This window comes from Flaviaestuariibacter terrae (assembly GCF_054777635.1).
In genome coordinates, this window is record NZ_BAAHAL010000006.1 from 1,042,005 (window position 1) to 1,064,298 (window position 22,294).

A 22,294-nucleotide genomic window follows, 5' to 3' on the forward strand; every position below is an offset into this window, starting at 1 on the left:
TCCGCATGTAACCCCGGGTTGCACCCGGGGCTACCAACAGGCCGTCCCTAGGGGACGGTTTGCTACCAACGCATTTTCAACGACTTATTTTTAGACTGCCGCTAAGAAAGAAGACAAATAAGGTTTCCGCAAAGAGATAGGAAAACGTCCCGCCAAGGCGGGACGTTTTTTATTTCAGTATCCTTAGCGTACCAACTTCTTTTCTTATTCTCTTCGCGGTTCCCGCCCTTTGCTACTTAAACTTCTTGATCAACTCCGAAGCCGAAAGCCACGCAAACTCGGGGTCCTTCCGGAACCAGGTCAGCTGCCGCTTGGCGTATTGCCGCGTGTTGGTCTGGATGTCGGTGACGGCCTGCTGGAGCGTGATTTTCCCGTCGAAATATTCGAACAGCTCGCGGTAGCCGACTGTCTGCAGGGCGTTCATTTGCCGTAGCGGGTAGAGGCCTCGGGCTTCGGCTTCGAGGCCGGCATCCATCATACCGAGCACGCGCCTGTTGATGCGGTCGTAGAGCTCCTCGCGCGGCAGGTCGATCACGAACTTTTGCGCAGTGAAAGGACGGTCGGCCTTTGTGCGGCTGTGGAAGTCGAGTATCGAGCGACCGGTGAAGCGCACAACTTCAAGCGCACGAAGCAGCCGGTGCGGATTTTGAATTTCACCTTCCGCATAGTAACGCGGGTCGGCGCTTGCCACCTGCTGCTGCAGCCATCCGAGGCCTTTCCGCTCGTAATCGGCGAGCAACTCGCGGCGCAGCTCCTGCGGGATCTCCGGGATTGCATCCATGCCTTCGAGCAGCGCCTTGATGTAGAGGCCGGTTCCGCCGACAACCACCAGCTTGTCTTTGGTCTGGAATACACGGCGCGCAACGTCGAGCGCATACTTCTCGTAAGAGGCCGCGTTCAGGTTATCGTAAATGGAGTGCGAGCAGATGAAGTTGTGCCGGACGGCGGCGAGCTCTTCGCGCGTGGGACGGGCAACGCCGATATTGAGCTCGCGGTAGCACTGCCGGCTGTCGGCCGAAAGGATCTCGGTGCCCAGCGCCTGGGCCACTTCGATAGCGGCGGCCGTTTTGCCCACCGCGGTAGGTCCTGCAATCACGATCAGCTGTTTCTCCGCCATGCCGCAAAGTAACCAAAAAGCAAAAGCCGGGGCGTTGGCACCCGGCTCTGTCTCGTACCTCTGGTAGTGAGGCACTCAGGCAGTCAAAATATTTTGGTCTTAAAATTCTTCTTCGCTCCCGGCAGCACCTTCATCGCCGCCATGATCTTCGGTCGCGCCTTCGTCGCCTTCCGTGCCAAAGCCCTCGGCGTCCTTGCTGAGATCGTACTTCTCCTCCACGTCGGCAAAACGCTCGCCCAGCAGGCTTTTCGCGCCATACTGGCTGGGGGCGATGCCTTCGCTGCGCACCGTTGCGGGATAGCTGATCTTGGGGTTTTCTTCCTTCGAAACACCGATGAGTGATACCAGGAAGGTCCAGTTCTTATTGAAATCGTACACGTATACGAACTTCTGGTTCGGATCCTTGATCTCCGACCCGATCGTCACGTCTTTCATGATGAGCGGTGCCATTCGGTAAGGCCGGTCGTATTGCTCGAGCGAGATCTCGCGGCCGCGCTGCCAGTTGTCGTTGCTGCGGAAAAAAGTAGCGCCGTGCTTGGAGTCGAACTCGTAGGCTTTCAGGATCGCGTCGTGGAGCTGAAAAAAGCTGTGGGTATGGCGGATCGCAATATCACGGTAGACACTGTCATCCTCCTCGTACTGAACTCTGAACTTTAGTATGGCCATGCAGGGAAACTACTAGGTGAAATTCAAAAATAAGGAAAAGGCGTTTATCGGTGGGCCGGCCGGCGGTTTGAGTCAATTCCAACGAACCTTTAGAACCTTGAGAACCTTCAAAACCTTAAGAACTTCAAAAACCTTCCCTTTTCGGCTGCACACCAAGCTCCGCGCCTTTTTGCAGCATGAAGGCAAACGCCGCATCGTATTCGTTGGGGATCTCGCCGTCGAGGATGGCGTTGCGGATGGCGTCCTTGATATCTCCCACCGTGCGCGAGGGCCGGATGCCAAAGGTTTCCATGATCAGCTCGCCCGAAATTGGCGGCTGCCAGTTGCGCACACGGTCTTTCTCCTCCACTTCCACGCAGCGCTGCTTCACCAGCTCGAAGTTGTCGAGGAAGCGCTGCACCTTGAGCTTGTTCTTGGAAGTGATATCGCTTTCGCAGAGCAGCATCAGGTCGTCGAAGTCGTCGCCGGCATCGAAGAGCAGCCTGCGGATCGCCGAGTCGGTGATGTCTTCCTTCGATAAGGAGATGGGCCGGAGGTGCAGCTCCACGAGCTTTCGTACGTATTTCTGCGGATCACCGAGGGGCAGCTTCAGCTTGTTGAAGATCTTCGGCACCATGCGTCCACCAACCACCTCGTGGCCGTGAAAGGTCCAGCCATGGCCGTCCTCGAAGCGCTTCGTGGCGGGCTTACCAATGTCGTGGAGGATGGCGGCCCAGCGGAGCCAGAGGCTATCGGAACGCTGGGCAACGTTGTCGAGTACCTGCAGCGTATGGTAAAAATTGTCTTTGTGCCCGAGGCCGTCCACAAATTCCGCACCTGCGAGATCCACCATCTGCGGGAACACAAGTTCAAGGAGGCCCGAATCGTAGAGAAGTTTGAAACCCACCGAAGGCTTCGGACTCAAAATGATCTTGTTGAGCTCGTCGGTGATCCGCTCCTGCGAGATGATGGAGATGCGGTCGCGCATTTCCCGGATGGCCCGCAACGTGGGCGGGTGGATGCGGAAGCCGAGCTGGGCGGCAAAGCGGATGGCCCGGAGCATGCGGAGCGGGTCGTCACTAAAGGTTATGGCCGGCTCGCCGGGTGTGCGGATCAGCTGCTGCTTCAGGTCGTCGAGGCCACCGAAGGGATCGACCAGCTTGCCGAAGTCTGCGGCGTTGAGCGAGATGGCCAGCGCGTTGATGGTGAAGTCGCGGCGGTTCTGGTCGTCTTCGATGGTGCCGGGCTCCACCACGGGGTTGCGCGAATGCCGCTGGTAGCTTTCCCGCCGGGCGCCCACGAACTCGAGGTCGAAGCCGGAATGGTCACGGAAATGCGCCGTTCCGAAATTCTTGAAAAAGCTCACGTGCGGACGGGGCCGGAAGAGCTGCGCGGCCGCGTCGGCAAGCGCGAGCCCGTCGCCAACGCACACGAAGTCGGCGTCCTTGGTCGGGCGCCCCAGGAGCTTGTCGCGCACGAAGCCTCCCACGAGGTAGGTCGGCATCTGCAGACCCTGCGCCGCTTTGGCGATCTTCTGCAACAACTGCAACTCTTCTGCACTTACCGGGATTTCCATCGGCGCAAAAATAATCGAATAAAGTTTGGTGGTCGGAGTTTGGGAGTTTGGGAGTTTGGGGTTTGGCGTTTGAGGTTTGGAGTTCGATAGGTGACGCGAACGTGGATTCGTCACGCGCTTCACCCCCCGAGCCTTCAGAACCACTAAAACCTTCAGAACCTGAAAAACCTAAAAACCCGTTTACGGTCGGATGATCGTGTACCGTCCGTTCCCCTCCCACTTGACAATCATGGATGGCTGTGCCGCTGTCCGATCGTCCTGGCGCCAGCGAACGATATGGTCGACGGCGGTCCGGATGGCTTCGGATACATCGGCGAAGAACGGCGCTGAGGGTTCGCCGCTGATATTGGCGGAGGTGGACACCAGCGGCGCGCGGAGACGCTTTACCAGGTGCCGGCAAAACGGGTCGCGGGTGATGCGGATGGCGATGGAGCCGTCTTCGGCCACGAGGTTGTCGGGCAACCCGACGGCGCCGTTGAAGATGACCGTAGTGGGCCGCTCCTGCTGCTGCATGAAGCTGAAGGCCTCGAGGTCGGGCGCGGCGACGTAGCGCAGGATGTCGCGCTCGTCGGCTACGAGGATGATGAGGCTTTTGCTGTCGGGCCGGCGCTTGATCGTATAAATACGGTTGATCGCCTCGGCGTCGAGGGCGCTGCAGCCCAGGCCCCAGACGGTGTCGGTGGGATACAGGATGGTGCCGCCGCGGCGCAGTACGTCGAGCGCGGCCTCTACCTCTTCTTCAAAAAAAGCACTGTCGGATATCATGATAAAAGTTGCTGTACTTGCTGAATGATGCGTGAGGTATCGAGCCGCTCGAGACACTGCGGGGTTTCGAAGCACACGCAGCGGTTCTTGAGGCAGGGCTCGCAGCTAAGCTCGTTGAGGCGAAGCACGCTTCGTCCCTCTTCGTTGAACGGTGCCGTATTTTTTTCATTGCCCGCGCCGAACAGCACCACGGTGGGCGTTCCGAGCGCGTTGGCCAGGTGGGCCGGGCCGGAGTCGGTGCTCAGCACGGCGCGCGCCGAGGCGAGGATCTCCACGAGACCCGCCAGGCTGCTGCTTCCGGCGGCATTGCGGATGCCGCTGGCGTCGGGCAGCTGCGCCAGAACTTCCGCCACGAAGGACTGTTCCTTCGGTGCGCCCACCAGAATGATGGGTGCCGACAGGGTGGCCCGCAGCGCCGACAGTATTTCTACGGCCTTCGGAATCGTGAGCCGGCGCGACTGCGCTTCCGAGTTGATATTGACCACGAGCGCATCTCCCTTCGGGAAATTGTGTTTGAGGCGCACGGCGGTATGCCCGGGCTGCCAGTCGGAATAGCGCTCGAGCAGTGTCAGGTATTCGTCGACGCGGTGGCAGCCGTGCGGGCGGCTGTAGGTATGCGTCAGGAGAACGCCCCGCCCTTCCTTGCGAAACCCGATGCGGCGCCGGGCGCCGGAGGCGTAGCCCATGAGGGCTGCCGACAGCGAATCGGGAAGCGAGAAGAACAGGTCGAAGCTGGCGGTATCGCGGATGCCGCGGCCGAAACGCCAAAGCCCGCGCAGGCCGGGGGCGGATCCCTTGTCGAAGACAAACTGGTGCTCCAGCGGCGGGAACCAGGGCAGCAGCTCATGGATGCCCTTCTTTGCGATGACGCTGATCTCCGCACCGGGATAGGCTTCCCCGAGCGCTTCCACGAAAGCCACCGCCATCACCATATCGCCCAGCCAGTTGGGAAGGCGCACGAGAATCTTCATCCGGCAAAGCTAGGGAGAGAAGTTTGGGGTTTGGAGTTTGAAGTTTGGAATTCGCCGCCGAAGCTTCAGCGAAGGCGAGAGTTTGGCTCTGCCCGCCGAAGCCTTGGCGAAGGCGGGGAGTTTGGCTCTGCCCGCCGAAGCCTTGGCGAAGGCGGGGAGTTTGGCTCTGTCTGCCGAAGCCTTGGCGAAGGCGGGAGTTTGTAGCTGGCGCACGCGTCCTTCGGCGGGCTCAGAATGACGGTGAGCCGTTCCGCCCAAGTTCCGTCAGCCCATCGTGCCCTGATCCTATTCCCTGATCACCACATTACCACATTACCCCATTACTTTTGCGGCATGAATCAATACCAAGGAGCCATTGCCAGTGCCTGGGCCGACCGCGGCCTGCTGGCGAACGACGATACCAAGGCAGCGATCCGGGCCGTAATCGAGGAAGTGGACAAAGGCCGCCTGCGTGTGGCGCAAAAGATTGTCACTCCGAGCGGCGTCGAGGAGTGGAAGGTGAACGAGTGGGTGAAGCAGGCCATCCTGCTGTATTTCGGTATCCAGCCGATGCAGACCTGGGACCTGGAGCCCTTCGAGTTTTACGACAAGATGCTGCTGAAGAAAAACTACCAGGAGCTGGGCGTTCGCGCGGTGCCGCATGCCGTGGCCCGCTACGGCGCGTATATCGCCCGCAACGTGGTGCTGATGCCTTCCTACGTGAACATCGGCGCCTATGTGGACGAAGGCACGATGGTCGACACCTGGGCCACCGTGGGCTCCTGCGCGCAGATCGGCAAGGGTGTGCACCTGAGCGGCGGCGTCGGTATCGGTGGCGTGCTGGAGCCCCTGCAGGCAGCCCCCGTCGTGATCGAAGACGGCTGCTTTATCGGTTCCCGCTGTATCGTGGTGGAAGGTGTGCGCGTGGAGAAGGAAGCGGTGCTCGGCGCCAACGTGGTGCTGACCCAATCCACCAAGATCATCGACGTGAGCGGCCCCGAGCCCATCGAAACGAAGGGCGTTGTTCCGGCCCGCAGCGTGGTGATCCCCGGCACCTACAACAAGAAATTCCCGGCCGGCGAGTTCGGCGTTTCCTGCGCCCTCATCATCGGCAAGCGCAAGGAAAGCACCGACCTCAAAACGAGTCTCAACGACGCGCTCCGGGACTTCAACGTATCCGTGTGATCGTTAAACGGCAACCGGTAACCGGCAAAGGAGACGCTGCTGACCGCAATTGATGCAGGAGAGACGAATTCTCGTTTCCGCGCGTTGCGAATTCCCGTTTCCCGATTGCCGATTCCCGCTAAGGGCGCCCCAAAAAACTTTTTGCTGGAACAAAAACGCGCTCTTATATTTGCACCCCGCAACGGAACAAAGTAGCTACCAATACTTTAGGAAACTGCGGGATCTTCTGAAAAGAAGATGTGTTGAAGATGCCCAGGTGGCGAAACTGGTAGACGCACCGTCTTCAGGTGGCGGCGCCGCGAGGTGTGCTGGTTCGAATCCAGTCCTGGGCACGAGGAAATCCCTCAGCGAAAGCTGGGGGATTTTTGTTTGGACGACTGCCAGGCTCGCTGGTGCAGGCGAAAAAGCAAAAATCCACAGGTAACGTTCTCCCGGCCATGAAAACACCCAGGCCGGTACGTCGCGTAACAGTGGCTCAACCGAGGGCTTCGCCGCGTTACTCGGGTCCCGCTATTTTCCGGATATCGCTTACCTCCACGACCCGTTTTTCATAACCCGACCGTGCCACCGTGATCATCGCCTTGCCCAGTTGCCGTACGGTATTGGCGGTATTCGGAAACAGTGTTCTGAAAACGGGGTACAAAAATGAAAGCACCTTGTTCAGCGTCGAAAGGTTCTTCTGCCCCTCGCTATGCTTCATAGCGCCCGGGCGAAATGCGAACACCTTTTTGAAGGGCAGCTTCATCAGGTCATTCTCCGTTTTCCCTTTCACGCGTGCCCACATCAGGCGGCCTTTTTCGGTACTGTCGGTGCCGGCACCGCTGATGTAAGCTAAGGTCATGTCGGGCTACAACTGTTTATTCGCGGCGCGGCCGTTCGGATTGCCCTGCAGAATGAGTACCTTCAGGAAACGCCTGGCTCGACTATTTCACGTGCAAGCGCATTCGCTGGTTCGCCGCCGCAACCCTCGGGGCTCAGCGCCGTAGTGATACTGACCGGAATAGAGCCAAACGACCACACAACTTCTTCATTCATTTACCCGTAAAACCAAAAAACATGAGCCAGAAAACGTTCCGCCTCATTTTGACCACGATGCTTGCAGGTGTCTTTGTTACGGCCTGTAACGAGAAGAACGAGAAGGTGGTAGAAACCGTCGAACCGAAACCATCCGTGCAGGCCAACGATCAGCTGACACAGGAGCGGCTACGGCGCTTCGACAGCCTCGACTTCCAGTTTTACAGCAACCAGCAGTGGGACAGCCTCGCCATCAGCCACGATCCCCATATCAAAGTCTATTACCCCGATGGCACTACGACCACCGGCTTATTTCCGGATCATATCAACAAGCTGACACCTTTGTTCACGTTTGCGCCCGATACAAAGATCACGAGCCACCCGGTGAAATTCGGCACTGGTGACTGGACCGCCGTGATCGGTGAAATGGAGGGCACATTTTCGAAACCCATGGACCTGGGCAACGGGAAAATAATTCAGCCCACGGGCAAGAAATTCAAGCTGAGCATGTCGACAATCGGCCACTGGAAAGACGGCAAGATGATCGAGGAGTACCTGCATTGGGACAACTACACGATGATGAAACAGATCGGTGTGGCGCAATAGGCCGCGGCTGGACACGGATCATCGCTATTTTCGGCGTTCCCTATCAATCGAGTTATGTATAACATCGCCCTTGTGTCCTCCAGTGTTCGAACCGGTCGCAATAGCCACCGGGTGGCCCTGTACCTGAGCAACTATATCCGGGAAAACGGCCTTGGCAATGTCGACATGCTCGACCTCTATGCCTATCAATTCCCGCTTTTTGACGAGCGGCTGCAATACCAGCCGAACCCGGCGCCCGACGTAGTGGAATTTGCCGCGAAGATCAGCAATGCCGATGGCGTGCTGCTGGTGACACCCGAATATAATGGCGGATACCCGGCTGCCTTGAAGAACGTGGTGGATCTTCTTTACCCGGAATGGAAAAGGAAACCCCTGGCCCTGGCGACGGTTTCGGACGGCCCTTTCGGGGCCTCGCAGGTGGCAACCTCGCTGAGTTTTACGTTGCTCAAGATCGGCGCCCTGGTGACACCGTCGTTCTACCGCGTGCCCAATGTGCAGAAAGCCTATGATGAAAATGGCGTTCCGGCCGATAAGGCGGGTACCGACAAGCGCGCGAAAGCTTTCCTCGACGAGTTCTTCTGGTGCGTGGAAGCCCGGAAACGGATGGACAGAAAAGAAGGCTGACAGCGTTGAGCCACTTGCGTGTTCACCGGAAAGCTGGCCGCACGGAACTACTTCACGATGCTCTCGATCACCTGAACGATCGCCTGCAGGAGCTCGCGGTCGACCGGTTTTGCCTCGCCTTTGTCCGGGTCGATCAGCGCGCGGAAATTGCGCTCCTCGTCGGCTTCAAAAAGCACTTCCTGGCCGTAGATATCGACCTGCAGCTTGTATATGTAGCCCTGCACAAGCAGTTGCGCCGGGAACAGGAGGTCCTGCCCGCGGAAGGTAACCGGCAATTCGAAGGGTTCATCCATGGAGCGCGAAGTACGTCGATTCCCGCTTCGGTTGCGCGAAAGAAATGACAACGGGCGCTTTTGTCAGAATACTTTCTTCCCGGCCGGCGTGGTGGTGCCACCGGAGCCTACGCGTCCGCCGGCTTCGACCATCGATGCGCCGGTGACGGTGATCGTGGCTTTTTTGAAATCCTTTTCATCGGCGTTGTAAATGTTGGGCACGAAGGTTTGCGGGTTGCGGTCGATATACGGGAACCAGGTGCTGTGGATCTGGATCATGATGCGGTGCCCCGGCAGGAAGGTATGCAGCACGTCCTGCAGCGGCACCTGCAGCTCCGTTTCGCGGCCCGGCACAAAGGCTTCCGGCTTTGCGAACGAATTGCGGAAGCGCCCGCGGAACACTTCGGATCGAACAAGCTGCTGGTAGCCGCCCATCGTGATGTTCGGCGGGTTGTGTGGGTACTCCGGATGATTCTGCGGGTACACGTCGATCAGCTTCACCACGAAGTCGGCATCGGTGCCGGTCATCGCCACTTTCAGCTTCGCGAGTATCTCACCGGCGATGGTCACTGCCTCGGTCAGCGTATCGGTCTCGAAGCTGAGCACGTCGGGGCGGCGCGATGCATAGCGCTGGTCGTCGCTCATGAAGCGGCGCGGCGTAAAAGTGAGGCCCTCGATCTGCGACGTATACGGAACGGGCTTTGCGGGGTCGGATACATAGTCGAAGCGCGCCGCCGCATCGGTTGGCTTGTTGACAGAAAGCCTGCCGTCGGCGCTGAAATAAAACCGGTATTGCGGTGCGTTCTTCGGCGGCCAGGCATCGAACTGCTGCCACTGGTTCGTGCCGGTATTGAACATATAGGCCTCTGGGAGCGTGTTGGGACCTTCGTCCTTTAGGAAATGCGCAAAGAAGCGGGCCTCGATCTCGCGCTGGAAGAACGTAGAAATACTGTCGCCGAAATACAGGTTGTTATGCGTGCTGCGGCCGTTCTCGCGTGCCCAGTCGCCGTGGCCCCAGGGGCCCATCACGATCGAGTTATGCGCTGCGGGCGACGTGCGCTCGATGGTCTTATAGATCTTCAGCGGCCCGGACAGGTCTTCCGCGTCGAACCAGCCGCCAACCACGAGCACGGCGGTCCTGATGTCTTTGAGGTGCGGCAGCAGGTTGCGGCGCTGCCAGAACGTATCGTAGTTGGGGTGGTCAATGATCTGCTGCCAGAAGAAATTGTCCGAATGGTACTTCGCCGTAATGTTCTTCAGCGGCCCCTGGCGCAGGTAAAAATCATACGCGTCTTTTATAGGCGTCTTATACATCCGGCCGAGCCCTTCGTCGAACCAGTTGCTCCGGGTCGTGTCTTTTTTCTGGTATCCGAAAACACCGAATGCGGGCGTATAGCTTTCGAGGTAGGCGCCGTTGTGGTGGAAATCGTCGAAAAAGAAATCCGATATGGGCGCCTGCGGCGAGGAGGCGCGGAGCGCGGGATGCGCATCGGGCAGCGCCGCGGCGGAGTAAAAGCCCGGGTACGAGATGCCGAAGATCCCCACGCGGCCGTTGTTGTTTTTGACATTCCTCAGCAGCCAGTCGATCGTATCCCAGGTGTCGGAGCTTTCATCGATGTCGCTGCGGTTCTTCGGGTCGTTGCCCGGGATGTTGGGCGTCATGTTGTTGTACTCGCCATCGCTCATGTAGCGTCCGCGGACATCCTGGTACACGATGATGTACCCGTCGCGAACGAGGTAGCGCGAAGGCTGCCCCGACACGCGGTAGCTGCCGTGGTTGCTGGCATTGTAGGGCGTGCGGTTCATGAGGAAGGGATAGGCCCTGCTTTGGTCTTTCGGGGTATACACGATGGTGAACAGCTTCTTGCCATCGCGCATGGGTATCCGGTATTCGGCCATATCGTAATGCTCGCGGGCATAGAGCGAATCCGGGTTTTGGCTGAAGGAGGCAAGAGACGTTGCCAGCAAAACAAGCAGGAGCAGGTAGCGCATGGTGGGATCGGTTAAGTCACCTAAAGTACGGCTAAACTCCAAGCAGCGCATTCAGCGTTTGCAGGTTGGGCAGCGCATCGCCCATGGTGTTGTTGAAATAGATGTAAACGTCCTTGCCGCTTTTTGTCCAGGCGACAACACGTTCCGCCCAGGCCTTCAGCGTTGCCTCGTCGTAGCCGCCCCGGTAGCGGCCCTCAGGACCATGGAAGCGCAGGTAGGCGACCGTTTCCGATATATCAACGGGAGGAGTTACCGATGCCGGCATATCGTGCGTCACCATACCGGCGCCGTGCCGTTGCAGCATCCGGTACACGTCCCTGTTGTACCACGATACATGCCGGAATTCCACCTGCACCGGCCAGCCCGGGGCATCGTCGGCAAGGGCTTCGAGCAGCCCTTCGAGCTCCTCGCTGCGCTCGCTCCGGAGCGAGGGCGGCAGCTGGAGGAGAATGCAGCCCCGCTTCTCCACTGCCGCTGCAACGACATCGCCAAAACGCGCCACATCATCCACGTTGAACTGCAGCTCCTTCGCGTGCGTCACCGACTTCGAAAGCTTGAACGTGAAGCGGAAATCATCGGGCACGCTCCCGCTCCAGCTTTGAACGGTTGCCGCGCGCGGAAGCTTGTAAAACGAGGAGTTGATCTCGATGGAGGAAAACAGGGACGCGTAATAGGTAAGCCGGCTCACCCCGCTGAATTCGGGCGGGAAGTCGGCTTTCTTCAGGGGCAGCACGAGCCCGCTGGTTCCGGAGTAAATGTGCGGCCGGGTCGATCTGCTCATACGCAGCCAGCAGCAAAAGCTTTGCCGATGAGCGAAAAGCCCACCCTCGCGACATTCCCATCGAAAATCGCCGGCCGCATGCGGACGCTGCGTACTTTGGCAGATGCGCTTCAGTGAATTCCGCAAACGATACTTTTCGCGCCTCAGCGGCAAGGTCGCCCTGCTCCTCCTGGGCTTCCTGCTCACGATCGGGATCTTTGTCGGCATCCTCCACGAGGTCATCGCCGAGCAGGAGCAAGACTTCGACCTGCGCGTCATTTCCCAGCTCGAGCCCTTTATCAGCGCCGGCCGCACCGTATTCCTGAAAGCCGTTACGCAAACTGCCGAAGCGGGCTTCCTGCAGGTCGCCTACGCCTGCCTCGTTGTGCTGTACGCCTTGCGCCGCGACTGGCTGCGCTGCGGCGAGATCGCCGTCATCGGCATCGGCGGCTATGCCATCAACTTCGTCATGAAGCTCACGTTTCACCGGCTCCGCCCGCCGCACCCGCTGATGGAGCCGCTCCACAATTACAGCTTCCCGAGCGGGCATGCCACGTCGGGCTTTATCTTTTACGGGCTTCTTGCCTACCTCGCGTGGAAGGCTCATCTACCGCGGGCCGTTAAGTTTACGGCAGCGGCCGCCCTCATCGGCTGGGCGCTGCTGGTGGGCTTCAGCCGGGTTTACCTGCGGATGCACTATGCGAGCGACGTGCTGGCGGGCTTTGCCATCGGCGCCTCCTGGCTGCTTCTTGCGATATTGCTGATGGAGCGGCAAAAGCAGCGCGTGCGCCGGGAGTCAGCAACCGCCGGACCGTCCTCCTGATTTGCGGCTGTGCATTACCGGTAGAGCACCTGCTCATCGGTATAATAGGTCTTGAGCATGCCGCGCTGCGCGACCTTGATCGGGTATCCTGTGGGACTTTCCGCCCGCTTCGGAACATGCACATCCATGAAGTCGCGCACCTCGCCCTGCAGCCGGCCCGGGTATTTGCGGAGGATGCGCCGGGCCGCCGTTTTCAGCACGCGCCGGATCGTACGGGCCAGCTCGCGGATCTTGTCGTCGGGAATGGCAGCGGCTACCGAGAAGGGCGAGATGCGGCTCTGCCACAGGATCTCGTCCGAATACCCGTTGCCGATCCCGCGGATCGCGTCCTGGTCGAGCAGCACGTTCTTGACGTTGGTCTTACGTTGCAGCAGCTCTTTGAGCTTGCGGAAATTGAGCGAGCGGTCGAGCGCGTCGACGCCTGCTTTGTCGACGGGATCAAGGCGTACCCAGGCGTTGCGCATCCGGTCGCACAGCGCAAGCCCGCTTCCATCGCTGAAGTACAGCTCCACGAGGCTGAAGCGCTGCCGGTTCTTCTTTTCAAACGGGAAAAGGTCGCCCGTCAGCATCAGGTGCATCCCCAGCACGGTGTCGCCGGCAAAATGCCAGCGCAGCTCTTTGCCGGAGCGCTCTACCCGCAGCAATTTCTTTTTGGCGAGGCGCCGCGAGAGGCTGCGCGCACTGTCGGTAATGTTCTTCCCGCGCAGCACTTTGATGCGGGCCAGCGTTTTCCCGGCATAGCGCTCGTTGAGGTTCGTGGCAAACACTTCGATGTCGGGTATTTCAGGCATGGATCGTTTACTACAGGATAAAACAAGCGCAACGCCAACGGCAGCCATCGTGTATAAAACCGGCAACCCGCAGAGCGCCCGCCACTTAGCGACACATTACCTATCCTCGATGACGGGGAGCCATGCATCGCTGCGGGCCGTCTAGCTCCTTTGCCGGCTGCGCGCGATGTTGTTAAACAGTTGCGGAAGGGCACATTCCTTGTTCCCGCAACGGCATGGATAGCATCAATCAACAACAACCTGAAAAGAATCACGAGGACCTGCAGGGCGGTGCTGCGATCGAAAAGCTCCGCGAGCTTGCCGGGATGACGAAGACCTGTTTTTTCTGCTGCAAAGCATCCGGCCGCGACTGGCCCGATGTGCGCCCGATGTCGGTTCAAAAGATCGATGAGGAAGGACGTCTCTGGTTTCTGAGCGCTGACGACAGCCACAAGAACGAGGAGCTTGGGCGCGACAACCGCGTGCAGCTGCTCTTCCAGGGCTCGGCCCACTCCGACTTCCTTTCTATCGAAGGCCGTGCAACGGTTTCGCGCGACAAGGAAAAGATCAAGGAGCTGTGGGAGCCCATCATCAAAACCTGGTTTACGGGCGGTGTCGACGACCCGCGGATCACGGTGATCTCGGTAGCCCCCGAAACCGGTTACTACTGGGACACCAAACACGGTAAGGCCATCGCCTTTGCGAAAATGGCCGTGGGTGCGCTTCTTGGCAAAACACTCGACGACTCCATCGAAGGGAACCTGTCCCTATAGCCAGGAAACGGGTGGCCGGAAGGCCACCTTTCCTGTTCCGCCGGGCGCGTTCCCGGCTCTTCGAGATCGGACGGGAAGCGCGGCAGATATTAGCTATTTTTGTAAGGAGACAATCCGGCACCCAAACCTGTAAGAAACGGGAGGCTCCTCCGTCTCGCTACCAATATGCGACAAAAATTGCTTTTCGCCTCCCTGCTGGCCTTGCTGCTGGCCTGTTCCAAGAAACAAGAATCCGCACCCACACCGACGCCCGTTACCCCAACGTCGGCCGAGATCAGCTCGCTCAACTGCTCGGGCGCAACCGTGAGCGGTGCTGCCACGGCGGGCATCAGCTACAGCGGTACCGTTACGATGCCCTACACGGGCGGCAACGGGCTCGCCTACAGCGCCGGCACAACGGTCGCCTCTTCGGGTGTAACGGGGCTCAACGCCGTGCTCCAGGCCGGCACGCTCGCTAGCGGTTCGGGCAGCTTTACGTTTTCCGTTACCGGCACGCCCTCGGCTTCTGGCCTTGCTTATTTCAACCTCGGTTACGGCACCCGCTCCTGCACCGTCCAGATCACGGTCAACGAAGACCTCAACTTCACGCAATACGGCACACCCTTCGCCGCGGTGCCCGATCGCCGCGACGCGGTCATCTACCAGGTGAACATGCGGGCCTTCAGCTCCACGAGCAACTTCCAGGGCGTCATCGGCCGCCTCGACTCCATCAAGGCCCTCGGCGTGAACGTCGTGTACCTGATGCCGATCTACCCCGTGGGCACGGTCAATTCGGTTAACTCGCCCTACTCGGTGCGCGACTACCGCGCCATCAATAATGAATTCGGCACCCTCGCCGACCTGCGCGCGCTTGTCGACGGGGCACACAGCCGCGGAATGAGCGTGATGCTCGACTGGGTAGCTAATCATACCGCCTGGGATCACCCCTGGATCGCGGCGCACCCCGACTGGTACCTGCACAGCGGCGGCGTGATCATCAGCCCGCCGGGCAGCGGCTGGAACGACGTGGCGCAGCTCGACTTCAACAACGCGGCGATGCGTCTCGAAGAAATCCGCAGCATGAAGTACTGGGTGTATACAGCGAACGTCGACGGCTTCCGCTTCGACTATGCCGACGGCCCGCCGGCGTCGTTCTGGCACCAGGCGGTCGACAGTCTCCGCGCCATCAGCACGCACAACCTGCTGCTTCTCGCCGAAGGCAACCGCGCGGATCATTTCTCGTCGGGATTCGATTTCACCTATGGCTTCAATTATTACGGCGGCCTCAAGAGCATCGTACAGGGCGGGCAACCGGTAACCGGGCTCGATGCGCTCAATACAAGCGAATTCAGCGGCGCCACCAACAACCAGCAGGTCGTTCGCTACCTGACCAACCACGATGTCAACGGGTCGGACGGTACGCCGCTCGATCTCTTCGGCGGGCTCAGCGGCTCGATGGCTTCCTTCGTGGTCACGGCCTACATGAAAGGCGTGCCGATGGTATACAACGGGCAGGAAGTGGGCACCCCCTTCCGCCTGACCTTTCCGTTCACAAGCACTGATATCAACTGGACGCTCAACCCGCAGGTGATGGCCGAATACAAGCAGGTGCTGGGCTTCCGCGCCTCGAGCAACGCGCTGCGCCGCGGCACGCTGACCACCTACAACAGCAGCAATGTGGCTGTCTTCACGAAGGAGCTCGGTGCGGAGAAAGTGCTCGTGCTTGCGAACCTTCGCAATTCGGCACAGGTCTATACACTGCCGGCGGCGCTCAACAACACGAGCTGGACAAACGCCTTCACTGCTGCCACCGTGAGCCTGTCGGGTACGGTCAACCTCCCGGCCTATAGCTACCTTGTGCTGCGAACGCCCTAGATCGCGAACCCTTCAACGACCCTTAGATGAACCGTATGCAAACCGGCCTCCTGCGCCGTGCCCTGCTGGGCGCGCTGGCGCTCTTCCTGCAAACTGCCAGCGAGGCACAAACCGATCACACGCCTGCCTGGAGCAAGGGCATTGTGTGGTACCAGATCTTCCCCGAGCGCTTCCGCAACGGCGACCCCGGCAACGACCCGAAGAAAAGCGACCTCAGCGGCGCCTATCCCTTCGACGATACGTCGGCCTTTCAAACGCATCCCTGGACCAGCGACTGGTACGAGCTGCAGCCTTACGAACAGCAAAACGGGAAGAACATCTGGTTCAACATACAGCGTCGTCGCTACGGAGGCGACATACAGGGAATCATCGACGGGCTCGCCTACCTCAAGTCGCTCGGCGTGGAAGCGATCTATACCACACCGCTTTTCTGGTCACCCTCCTCGCACAAGTATGATGCGCTGGTGTACCATCATATCGATCCGACCTTCGGTCCGGATCCAGAAGGCGACAAGCGGATGATCGCCGCGGAAGACCCGATGAAGCCCGAAAGCTGGGTGTGGACGTCGGCCGACAAGCTGGCGCTGAAGCTGATCGACGAGGTGCACAAGCGCAAGATGCGGATCATCTTCGACGGGGTATTCAACCACATGGGCATCCGCAATTTCGCCTTCCAGGACCTCGAAAAGAACCAGGAGAAATCGCCGTTCAAAGACTGGTTCATTGTGCAAAGCTTTCGCGACAGCGCCAAGGGAACGCCCTTCCGCTACAAAGGCTGGTTTGGCGTGCGCACGCTGCCGGAGTTCCGCGAAGACAGCAACGGCATCGTGGCCGGCCCGAAGAAATACATCTTCGACGCCACGCGCCGCTGGATGAACCCGATGAACAAGGGCATCGCGCACGGCATCGACGGCTGGCGCCTCGATGTGGCCTACGACGTGGGTCATGGCTTCTGGAAAGACTGGCGCCGCCATGTGCGCTCCATCAACCCCGAGGCCTACATGACCGCCGAGCTCGTTGACCCGATCGAAAAGACACGCCCCTACCTGCAGGGCGACGAGTTCGACGCAACCATGAATTACAACTTCGCCTTCATCGTGCACGACTTCCTCGTGCAGGATTCGCTTGCCATCAAAGTGTCCGAGTTCGACCAGCGGCTGCGCGCGCTCCGCGAGGCATTCGGCAACGGTGTAGCCCTCAACATGCAAAACCTGATGAACAGCCACGATGCCACCCGCATCGGGTCGGCGATCGTTAATGCCGACGGCAAGCGCTTCGGCGACTGGGGCCCGTATTTCAACTGGAGCCAGAAAAGCAACAACCCTTCGTACAATACACGTAAGCCGACGGCCATGCAGCTGCAGAAGCAAAAGCTGATCGCCGCCTTCCAGCTGCTTTACCTTGGTGCGCCGATGATCTATTACGGAGATGAAGTGGGCATGTGGGGCGCCAACGACCCCGACTGCCGCAAGCCGATGGTCTGGAAAAATCTTCGTTACACGCCCGAAACGCATAACCCCGACCAGACCCTGCATGCCCCCGACAGCGTTGCGGCAAACCAGGAATTATTTGCCTGGTACCAGAAGTTCATCGGGCTTCGGAAGAAATACCCGGCGCTGCGTCTCGGCTCTTTCGAGACACTGCTTGCCGACGACAGCGGAACGCTCTATGCCTTCAGCCGCAAGCTCGGTACCGAGGAAGTGATCGTCGTGATCAACCGCGGCAAAGCGCCCGCGGTCTTCCAGCACGAGCGCTTGAAGAGCAGGTCCTTCCGGAACGCCTTCTCAGGCCAGCCACTGAAGCAGCTGACCGTGCCCGCACTGGGTGTGTTGGTGCTGGCCAACCGGCGCTGATCAGGCCTTGCAGCGACCGCCAACCGAAGCTTTCCTTTCCAAAAAACAAAGGCAATCCTTGCGGATTGCCTTTTCTCATTAAAACAAACCAAAACTTATTTCCATCCGCCGCCGAGTCCGCGGTACACCTGGATCACGGCATTGAGTTGCTCTTTCTTGGTTTCCACGAGCTCGAGCTTCGACTCCAGCGCGTCACGTTGTGTCATCAGCACCTCGAGGTAGTCGGCGCGGGCCGAGCGGAAAAGATCGTTCGAGATGTCGATGGAGCGGTTGAGGGCTTCCACCTCGCGTGCTTTCAGCACGTAGCTTTTCGACAGGTTGTCGACGCGGGCGAGCTGCGTGGCCACTTCGGCGTAGGCGTTGATGATGCTCTTCTCGTAGTTATACAGTGCCTGGAGCTGGCGGGCATTTGCCGAATAGAATTCCGCCTTGATGGCCGCCTTGTTGACCAGCGGTCCGGCGAGGTCGGCGCCGATCGAATACAGGATCGACTCGGGTGCGCGCAGCAGGTACGACGGCTTGAAGGCCTGCAGGCCGATGGCCGAGGAGATGCCCAGCGAGGGGTAGAATTCCTTGCGCGCTACCTGCACATCGAGCTTTGCGGCCGCGAGCTCCAGCTCCGCCTGCACGATATCGGGGCGGTTGGCGAGCAGCTGCGAAGGCAGCCCGGCCTGCACGGTCGCGGGCTGCAGGTCGAGGAAGTTGCCGCCGGCGCGGGCGATCGGCTGCGGGAAGCGGCCCAGGAGGAAGTTGATGCGGTTCTCCGTTTCCGTGATCCGCTGGCGGATACCGAACTCGAGGCTTTGCGAGCCCGCTACTTCGGCACTGAACTTCTGCACGGCCAGCTCCGTAACACGCGCCGCTTCCTTCTGCACCTTTACGATCTCGAGCGCATTTTGCTGCAGCTGGATGTTCTGGCGAACGATGGCCAGCTGGTAGTCGAGCGCGAGGAGCTCGTAATAGTTGTCGGCGACTTCGGATACGAGGTTGGTGCGCACGAAATTGCGACCGGCCACGGTGGCCAGGTAACGGGTAACGGCGGCCTTCTTCGCGGTGCGCAGCTTGTTCCATATATCGAGCTCCCAGCTGGCATACAGCGAGCCCGTGATGTCGGTGAGCGGGTCGGGCACTTCCTTGCCGGGCGTGATCTCGGTCGACGCATCGCCGGCGCCCTGGCTTGTATAGCGGCCTACCTTCTCCACACCGAGGCCGAGCCGCGCGCCCACCGATGGACGCAGCGCGCCCTGGCGCAGCAGGATGTCGTTTTTCGCGATCTGGATCTCCTGCAGCGTCGACAGCAGCTCCTGGTTGCGGGTCAGCGCCGTGTCGATCAGCTGCTGCAGGTACGGATCGGTAAAGAAGCGGTGCCAGTCGGCGGAGGCACTGCTGCTGTCGGTGCCGCCGCTGCCGAACTGCGCGGGCAGCGCGATCTTCGAGTCGGCCTGTACGATGGCCGGCACTTTGCACGCCCCGAGGGCGGCGGTTACAACGAATACGGTGCCCCAAATAATTCTGCTACGCATAGGTATCTACTTTCTCGGTGTGCTTGTCGATTTCTTCTGTGAGGGGATTTTCTTCTTCTTCGATCACGAGCGGACGCTTTTCGATCATCCGGCCAAAGAGATAATAAAGGCCGGGGATCGCGAGCACGCCGAAGAGCGTACCCACGAGCATGCCGCCGGCGGCTGCCGAGCCGATGGTGCGGTTGCCGGTGGCACCGGGGCCGGAGGCAAACAGCAGCGGGATAAGACCTGCGATAAAGGCAAAGGAGGTCATGAGGATGGGACGGAAACGAAGCGCTGCGCCTTCGACGGCGGCCTTCAGCACCGAATCGCCGGAACGGTGCCGCTGCACGGCAAACTCCACGATCAGCACCGCGTTCTTACCCAGCAGTCCAATGAGCATCACCATCGCCACCTGCGCGTAGATGTTGTTTTCCAGGCCCATTACTTTCAGCAGCAGGAAGGCGCCGAAAATACCGGCCGGCAGCGAGAGGATGACCACGAAGGGAAGCACGAAGCTTTCGTATTGCGCCGCCAGCAGCAGGTACACGAATCCAAGGCACACGAGGAAGATATAGATGGCCTCGTTGCCCCGCGCCACTTCGTCGGCGGAGATACCGGCCCAGTCGATACCGAAGCCGCGCGGAAGCGTTTTCTCCGCCACTTCGGACACCGCCTTGATGGCCGCGCCGCTGCTGTAGCCGGGTGCGGCGGCACCACTGATCTCGGAAGAATTATACATGTTATGCCGCGTGATCTCCGAAAGACCATACACTTTTTCGAGGTGCAGGAAGGCCGAGAAGGGAACCATCTCGCCCTTATCATTCTTGACATACAGCTTCAGGATGTCTTCCGGAAGCGCGCGGTACTGGGGCGCCGCCTGCACCATCACCTTGTACTGGTGATCGTACTGGATAAAGCTCGTTTCGTAGTTACTGCCCACGAGCGTCGACAGCGTGTTCATGGCGTTGTCGATGGTAACGCCTTTCTGCTGCGCGATATCGTTGTCGATGCGCAGCATGTATTGGGGGAAGGAAGCGCTGTAGAACGTGAACACAGATGAAAGCTCGGGGCGCTTGGAGAGCGCCGACACGAAGTCGCGGCTTACCTGCTCCATCTTGTGGTAGTCGCCCGAGCCGGCCTTGTCGAGGAGGCGGAGCTCGAAGCCACCTGCGGCACCGTAGCCCGGAACGGCGGGCGGCTGGAAGAACTCGATCGTAGCGCCGGTGATGCCCTTCGAGCGCTCCTCGAGCTCATTGATCACCTCCTGCACGTTGTGCTTGCGCTCGTCCCAGCTTTTCAGGTTGATGAGGCAGGTACCCGAGTTGGCACCGGTGCCTTCGGTGAGGATCTCATAACCGGCGAGTGCCGATACGGAGCGGATATCTTCCATGTCCTCGGCGATCTTCTGCAGCTGCTGCGCCACCTGGTTGGTGCGCTCCAGCGTGGAGCCGGGCGGCGTCTGGATCACCGCGTAGAACATGCCCTGGTCTTCGTTCGGGATAAAGCCCGTGGGCACCTTGTTGCTCAGCAGGCCCGTAGCGAGGCAAAAAGCTACGAGTGCGGCAAGCGTAAGCACCCGGCGGCTCACGATACGCGTCAGCAGGCGGCGGTACCGCCCGGTGAAGCGGTTGAAGCGGTTGTTGAACCCATCGAGCAGGCGGTTCATCGGCGTCTTGCGGCGCGGCTTGCCGTGGTTGTTCTTGAGCATCATCGCGCAGAGCGCCGGTGTCAGCGTCAGCGCTACCACACCCGACAGCACGATCGATGTCGCCATGGTGATCGAGAACTGGCGGTAGAAGATACCCACCGGCCCCGACATGAAGGCCACCGGTATAAATACGGCCGCCATCACCAGCGTGATCGCCACGATGGCGCCGCTGATCTCGTGCATCGCCTCCTCCGTGGCGCGCAGCGGCGAGAGATGCTTCACCTCCATCTTGGCGTGGACGGCCTCGATCACCACGATGGCGTTGTCGACCACGATACCGATAGCGAGCACAAGGGCAAAGAGCGTAATGAGGTTGAGCGTGATGCCGAAGAACTGCATGAACAGGAAGGTTCCGATCAGCGATACCGGTACCGCGATCGCGGGAATCAGCGTCGAGCGCCAGTCGCCGAGGAAGAGGAACACCACGATACCCACGAGGATAAAGGCTTCCACCAGCGTATGCAGCACCTTCTCGATCGAGGCGTCCAGGAAGGTCGATACGTCGTAGGAGATCTCGTAGTCGAGGCCCTTGGGGAAGCTGCTTTTCTTCAGCTCGGCGAGCTTCGCCTTCACGTCCTTGATCACCTGGCTGGCGTTGCTTCCGTAGGATTGCTTCAGCACGATGGCCGCCGAGGAATGCCCGTTGAGGTTCGAATAGATATCGTACATCGACGAGCCCATCTCGATCGTAGCAAGGTCTTTAAGCCGCAGCAGCGAGCCGTCGGGATTGGCGCGGAGCACGATGTTCTCGTAGCCTTCCTTCGTGGTGAAGCGGCCCGGGTATTTAAGTACATATTCGAAGGCCTGCGAGCGCTGGCCCGAGCTTTCGCCGGTCTTGCCGGGCGAGGCTTCGAGGCTTTGCTCGTCGAGGGCTTTCATCACCTCGTCGGCGGAGATCTTGTAGGCCAGCATTCGATCGGGCTTCAGCCAGATGCGCATCGCGTATTCGCGGTTACCGAGGATGTCGGCAACGCCCACACCATCCACGCGCTTCAGCTCGGAGAGGATGTTGATGTCGGCGAAGTTGAAGAGGAACTTCTGGTCGAGCGTGCTGTCCTTGCTATACAGGTTGATGTAGAGCAGCATGTTCGATTCCTCGCGGGTGATCTTGACGCCTTCGCGCACAACCAGCGGCGGCAGCTTGTTGATCACCGAGGCCACGCGGTTCTGGATGTTGACCGCGGCGAGGTTCGGGTCGGTACCGAGGTTGAAGACAACCTGGATGGTGGCCTCGCCGTCGTTGCCGGCATCGGAGGCCATGTATTTCATCCCCGGAACACCGTTGATGGCGCGCTCCAGCGGGATGAGCACGGCTTTGGTCATGAGCTCGCCGTTGGCGCCGGGATATTCGGCCGTAACGTTCACCTTCGGAGGTGAGATAGAGGGAAACTGCGTCACCGGCAGCTTCACGAGCGACAGCACACCCAGGAAAAGGATGAGCAGGGAAATGACGATCGACAGTACCGGCCGGTGTATGAACTTGTTGAACATGGAAATGCGTT

The 22,294-nt window shown here is 59.7% G+C and carries 20 protein-coding genes and 1 tRNA gene; 9 read left to right on the top strand and 12 right to left on the bottom strand.

The genetic code is table 11. From position 1 onward, the window contains the following. Window positions 1-232: 232 nt before the first annotated feature. The 5 genes from miaA to ACYU7Z_RS05300 all read right to left on the bottom strand — a co-directional run bounded on the left by miaA (window position 233) and on the right by ACYU7Z_RS05300 (window position 5,074). On the bottom strand, window positions 233-1,117 hold the full coding sequence (miaA, locus tag ACYU7Z_RS05280; protein WP_460568110.1) for a tRNA (adenosine(37)-N6)-dimethylallyltransferase: 885 nt from the start codon (window positions 1,115-1,117) through the stop codon (window positions 233-235). 99 nt (window positions 1,118-1,216) lie between these two features. Continuing rightward, window positions 1,217-1,783, bottom strand: a complete 567-nt coding sequence (locus tag ACYU7Z_RS05285) for a plasmid pRiA4b ORF-3 family protein (protein ID WP_460568112.1) — start codon at window positions 1,781-1,783, stop codon at window positions 1,217-1,219. A 124-nt stretch (window positions 1,784-1,907) separates the two neighbouring features. Continuing rightward, entirely contained in the window at window positions 1,908-3,338 is a 1,431-nt protein-coding gene (locus ACYU7Z_RS05290) for a CCA tRNA nucleotidyltransferase (protein ID WP_460568114.1), read from the bottom strand. A gap of 180 nt (window positions 3,339-3,518) precedes the next feature. Then, window positions 3,519-4,103 carry an L-threonylcarbamoyladenylate synthase gene (locus tag ACYU7Z_RS05295; protein WP_460568116.1) on the bottom strand — a complete coding sequence of 195 codons (585 nt, stop codon included), beginning with the start codon at window positions 4,101-4,103 and terminating at the stop codon, window positions 3,519-3,521. Beyond that, window positions 4,100-5,074, bottom strand: a complete 975-nt coding sequence (locus tag ACYU7Z_RS05300) for a glycosyltransferase family 9 protein (protein ID WP_460568118.1) — start codon at window positions 5,072-5,074, stop codon at window positions 4,100-4,102. Before ACYU7Z_RS05300 ends, ACYU7Z_RS05295 begins: the two co-directional genes overlap by 4 nt. Before the next feature lie 333 nt (window positions 5,075-5,407). Here ACYU7Z_RS05300 and ACYU7Z_RS05305 point away from each other — a divergent pair, with 333 nt between their 5' ends. Both ACYU7Z_RS05305 and ACYU7Z_RS05310 read left to right on the top strand, forming a co-directional pair. Next, entirely contained in the window at window positions 5,408-6,238 is an 831-nt protein-coding gene (locus tag ACYU7Z_RS05305) for a 2,3,4,5-tetrahydropyridine-2,6-dicarboxylate N-succinyltransferase (protein ID WP_460568120.1), read from the top strand. Between the two features lie 250 nt (window positions 6,239-6,488). Continuing rightward, window positions 6,489-6,570, top strand: a tRNA-Leu gene (locus ACYU7Z_RS05310). Window positions 6,571-6,734: 164 nt separating this feature from the next. Here the strand turns inward: ACYU7Z_RS05310 and ACYU7Z_RS05315 are convergent. Further along, entirely contained in the window at window positions 6,735-7,079 is a 345-nt protein-coding gene (locus ACYU7Z_RS05315; RefSeq protein ID WP_460568122.1) for a Rossmann-fold NAD(P)-binding domain-containing protein, read from the bottom strand. Between the two features lie 215 nt (window positions 7,080-7,294). On the opposite strand from ACYU7Z_RS05315, the gene ACYU7Z_RS05320 reads away from it, so the two are divergent. Together ACYU7Z_RS05320 and ACYU7Z_RS05325 are read left to right on the top strand one after the other, a co-directional pair. Continuing rightward, a complete protein-coding gene (locus tag ACYU7Z_RS05320) occupies window positions 7,295-7,858 on the top strand; it encodes an ester cyclase (RefSeq protein ID WP_460568124.1) in 564 nt (187 codons plus the stop codon). 54 nt (window positions 7,859-7,912) lie between these two features. Continuing rightward, window positions 7,913-8,482: an NADPH-dependent FMN reductase gene (locus ACYU7Z_RS05325; protein ID WP_460568126.1), complete on the top strand. Its 570-nt coding sequence runs from the start codon at window positions 7,913-7,915 to the stop codon at window positions 8,480-8,482. A 47-nt stretch (window positions 8,483-8,529) separates the two neighbouring features. Here ACYU7Z_RS05325 and ACYU7Z_RS05330 read toward each other — a convergent pair whose 3' ends face one another. The 3 genes from ACYU7Z_RS05330 to ACYU7Z_RS05340 all read right to left on the bottom strand — a co-directional run bounded on the left by ACYU7Z_RS05330 (window position 8,530) and on the right by ACYU7Z_RS05340 (window position 11,527). After that, complete coding sequence (locus tag ACYU7Z_RS05330) at window positions 8,530-8,775, bottom strand: hypothetical protein (RefSeq protein ID WP_460568128.1); 246 nt, start codon at window positions 8,773-8,775, stop codon at window positions 8,530-8,532. Window positions 8,776-8,838: 63 nt separating this feature from the next. Further along, window positions 8,839-10,746: a CocE/NonD family hydrolase gene (locus tag ACYU7Z_RS05335; RefSeq protein ID WP_460568130.1), complete on the bottom strand. Its 1,908-nt coding sequence runs from the start codon at window positions 10,744-10,746 to the stop codon at window positions 8,839-8,841. A 31-nt stretch (window positions 10,747-10,777) separates the two neighbouring features. After that, on the bottom strand, window positions 10,778-11,527 hold the full coding sequence (locus tag ACYU7Z_RS05340; protein WP_460568132.1) for a DUF72 domain-containing protein: 750 nt from the start codon (window positions 11,525-11,527) through the stop codon (window positions 10,778-10,780). 103 nt (window positions 11,528-11,630) lie between these two features. Between ACYU7Z_RS05340 and ACYU7Z_RS05345 the strand changes: the two genes are divergently transcribed. Next, window positions 11,631-12,329 (top strand): phosphatase PAP2 family protein, encoded by a 699-nt coding sequence (locus tag ACYU7Z_RS05345; RefSeq protein WP_460568134.1) that lies wholly within the window; start codon window positions 11,631-11,633, stop codon window positions 12,327-12,329. Window positions 12,330-12,343: 14 nt separating this feature from the next. Here ACYU7Z_RS05345 and ACYU7Z_RS05350 read toward each other — a convergent pair whose 3' ends face one another. Beyond that, window positions 12,344-13,120 (bottom strand): Fpg/Nei family DNA glycosylase, encoded by a 777-nt coding sequence (locus tag ACYU7Z_RS05350; protein ID WP_460568136.1) that lies wholly within the window; start codon window positions 13,118-13,120, stop codon window positions 12,344-12,346. Here ACYU7Z_RS05350 and ACYU7Z_RS05355 point away from each other — a divergent pair. The 4 genes from ACYU7Z_RS05355 to ACYU7Z_RS05370 all read left to right on the top strand — a co-directional run bounded on the left by ACYU7Z_RS05355 (window position 13,119) and on the right by ACYU7Z_RS05370 (window position 17,579). Further along, complete coding sequence (locus tag ACYU7Z_RS05355) at window positions 13,119-13,265, top strand: hypothetical protein (protein WP_460568138.1); 147 nt, start codon at window positions 13,119-13,121, stop codon at window positions 13,263-13,265. The two genes, ACYU7Z_RS05350 and ACYU7Z_RS05355, sit on opposite strands and share 2 nt — an antisense overlap. A 70-nt stretch (window positions 13,266-13,335) precedes the next feature. Further along, window positions 13,336-13,872 carry a pyridoxamine 5'-phosphate oxidase family protein gene (locus tag ACYU7Z_RS05360; protein ID WP_460568140.1) on the top strand — a complete coding sequence of 179 codons (537 nt, stop codon included), beginning with the start codon at window positions 13,336-13,338 and terminating at the stop codon, window positions 13,870-13,872. Window positions 13,873-14,037: 165 nt separating this feature from the next. Further along, entirely contained in the window at window positions 14,038-15,726 is a 1,689-nt protein-coding gene (locus ACYU7Z_RS05365) for an alpha-amylase family glycosyl hydrolase (protein ID WP_460568142.1), read from the top strand. Between the two features lie 26 nt (window positions 15,727-15,752). Continuing rightward, a complete protein-coding gene (locus ACYU7Z_RS05370; RefSeq protein ID WP_460568144.1) occupies window positions 15,753-17,579 on the top strand; it encodes a glycoside hydrolase family 13 protein in 1,827 nt (608 codons plus the stop codon). Between the two features lie 95 nt (window positions 17,580-17,674). On the opposite strand, the gene ACYU7Z_RS05375 is transcribed toward ACYU7Z_RS05370, so the two are convergent. Together ACYU7Z_RS05375 and ACYU7Z_RS05380 are read right to left on the bottom strand one after the other, a co-directional pair. Continuing rightward, window positions 17,675-19,102 carry a TolC family protein gene (locus ACYU7Z_RS05375; RefSeq protein WP_460568146.1) on the bottom strand — a complete coding sequence of 476 codons (1,428 nt, stop codon included), beginning with the start codon at window positions 19,100-19,102 and terminating at the stop codon, window positions 17,675-17,677. Continuing rightward, window positions 19,095-22,283, bottom strand: coding sequence for an efflux RND transporter permease subunit (locus ACYU7Z_RS05380; RefSeq protein WP_460568148.1), 3,189 nt, complete (start codon window positions 22,281-22,283; stop codon window positions 19,095-19,097). Before ACYU7Z_RS05380 ends, ACYU7Z_RS05375 begins: the two co-directional genes overlap by 8 nt. Window positions 22,284-22,294 lie beyond the last annotated feature (11 nt).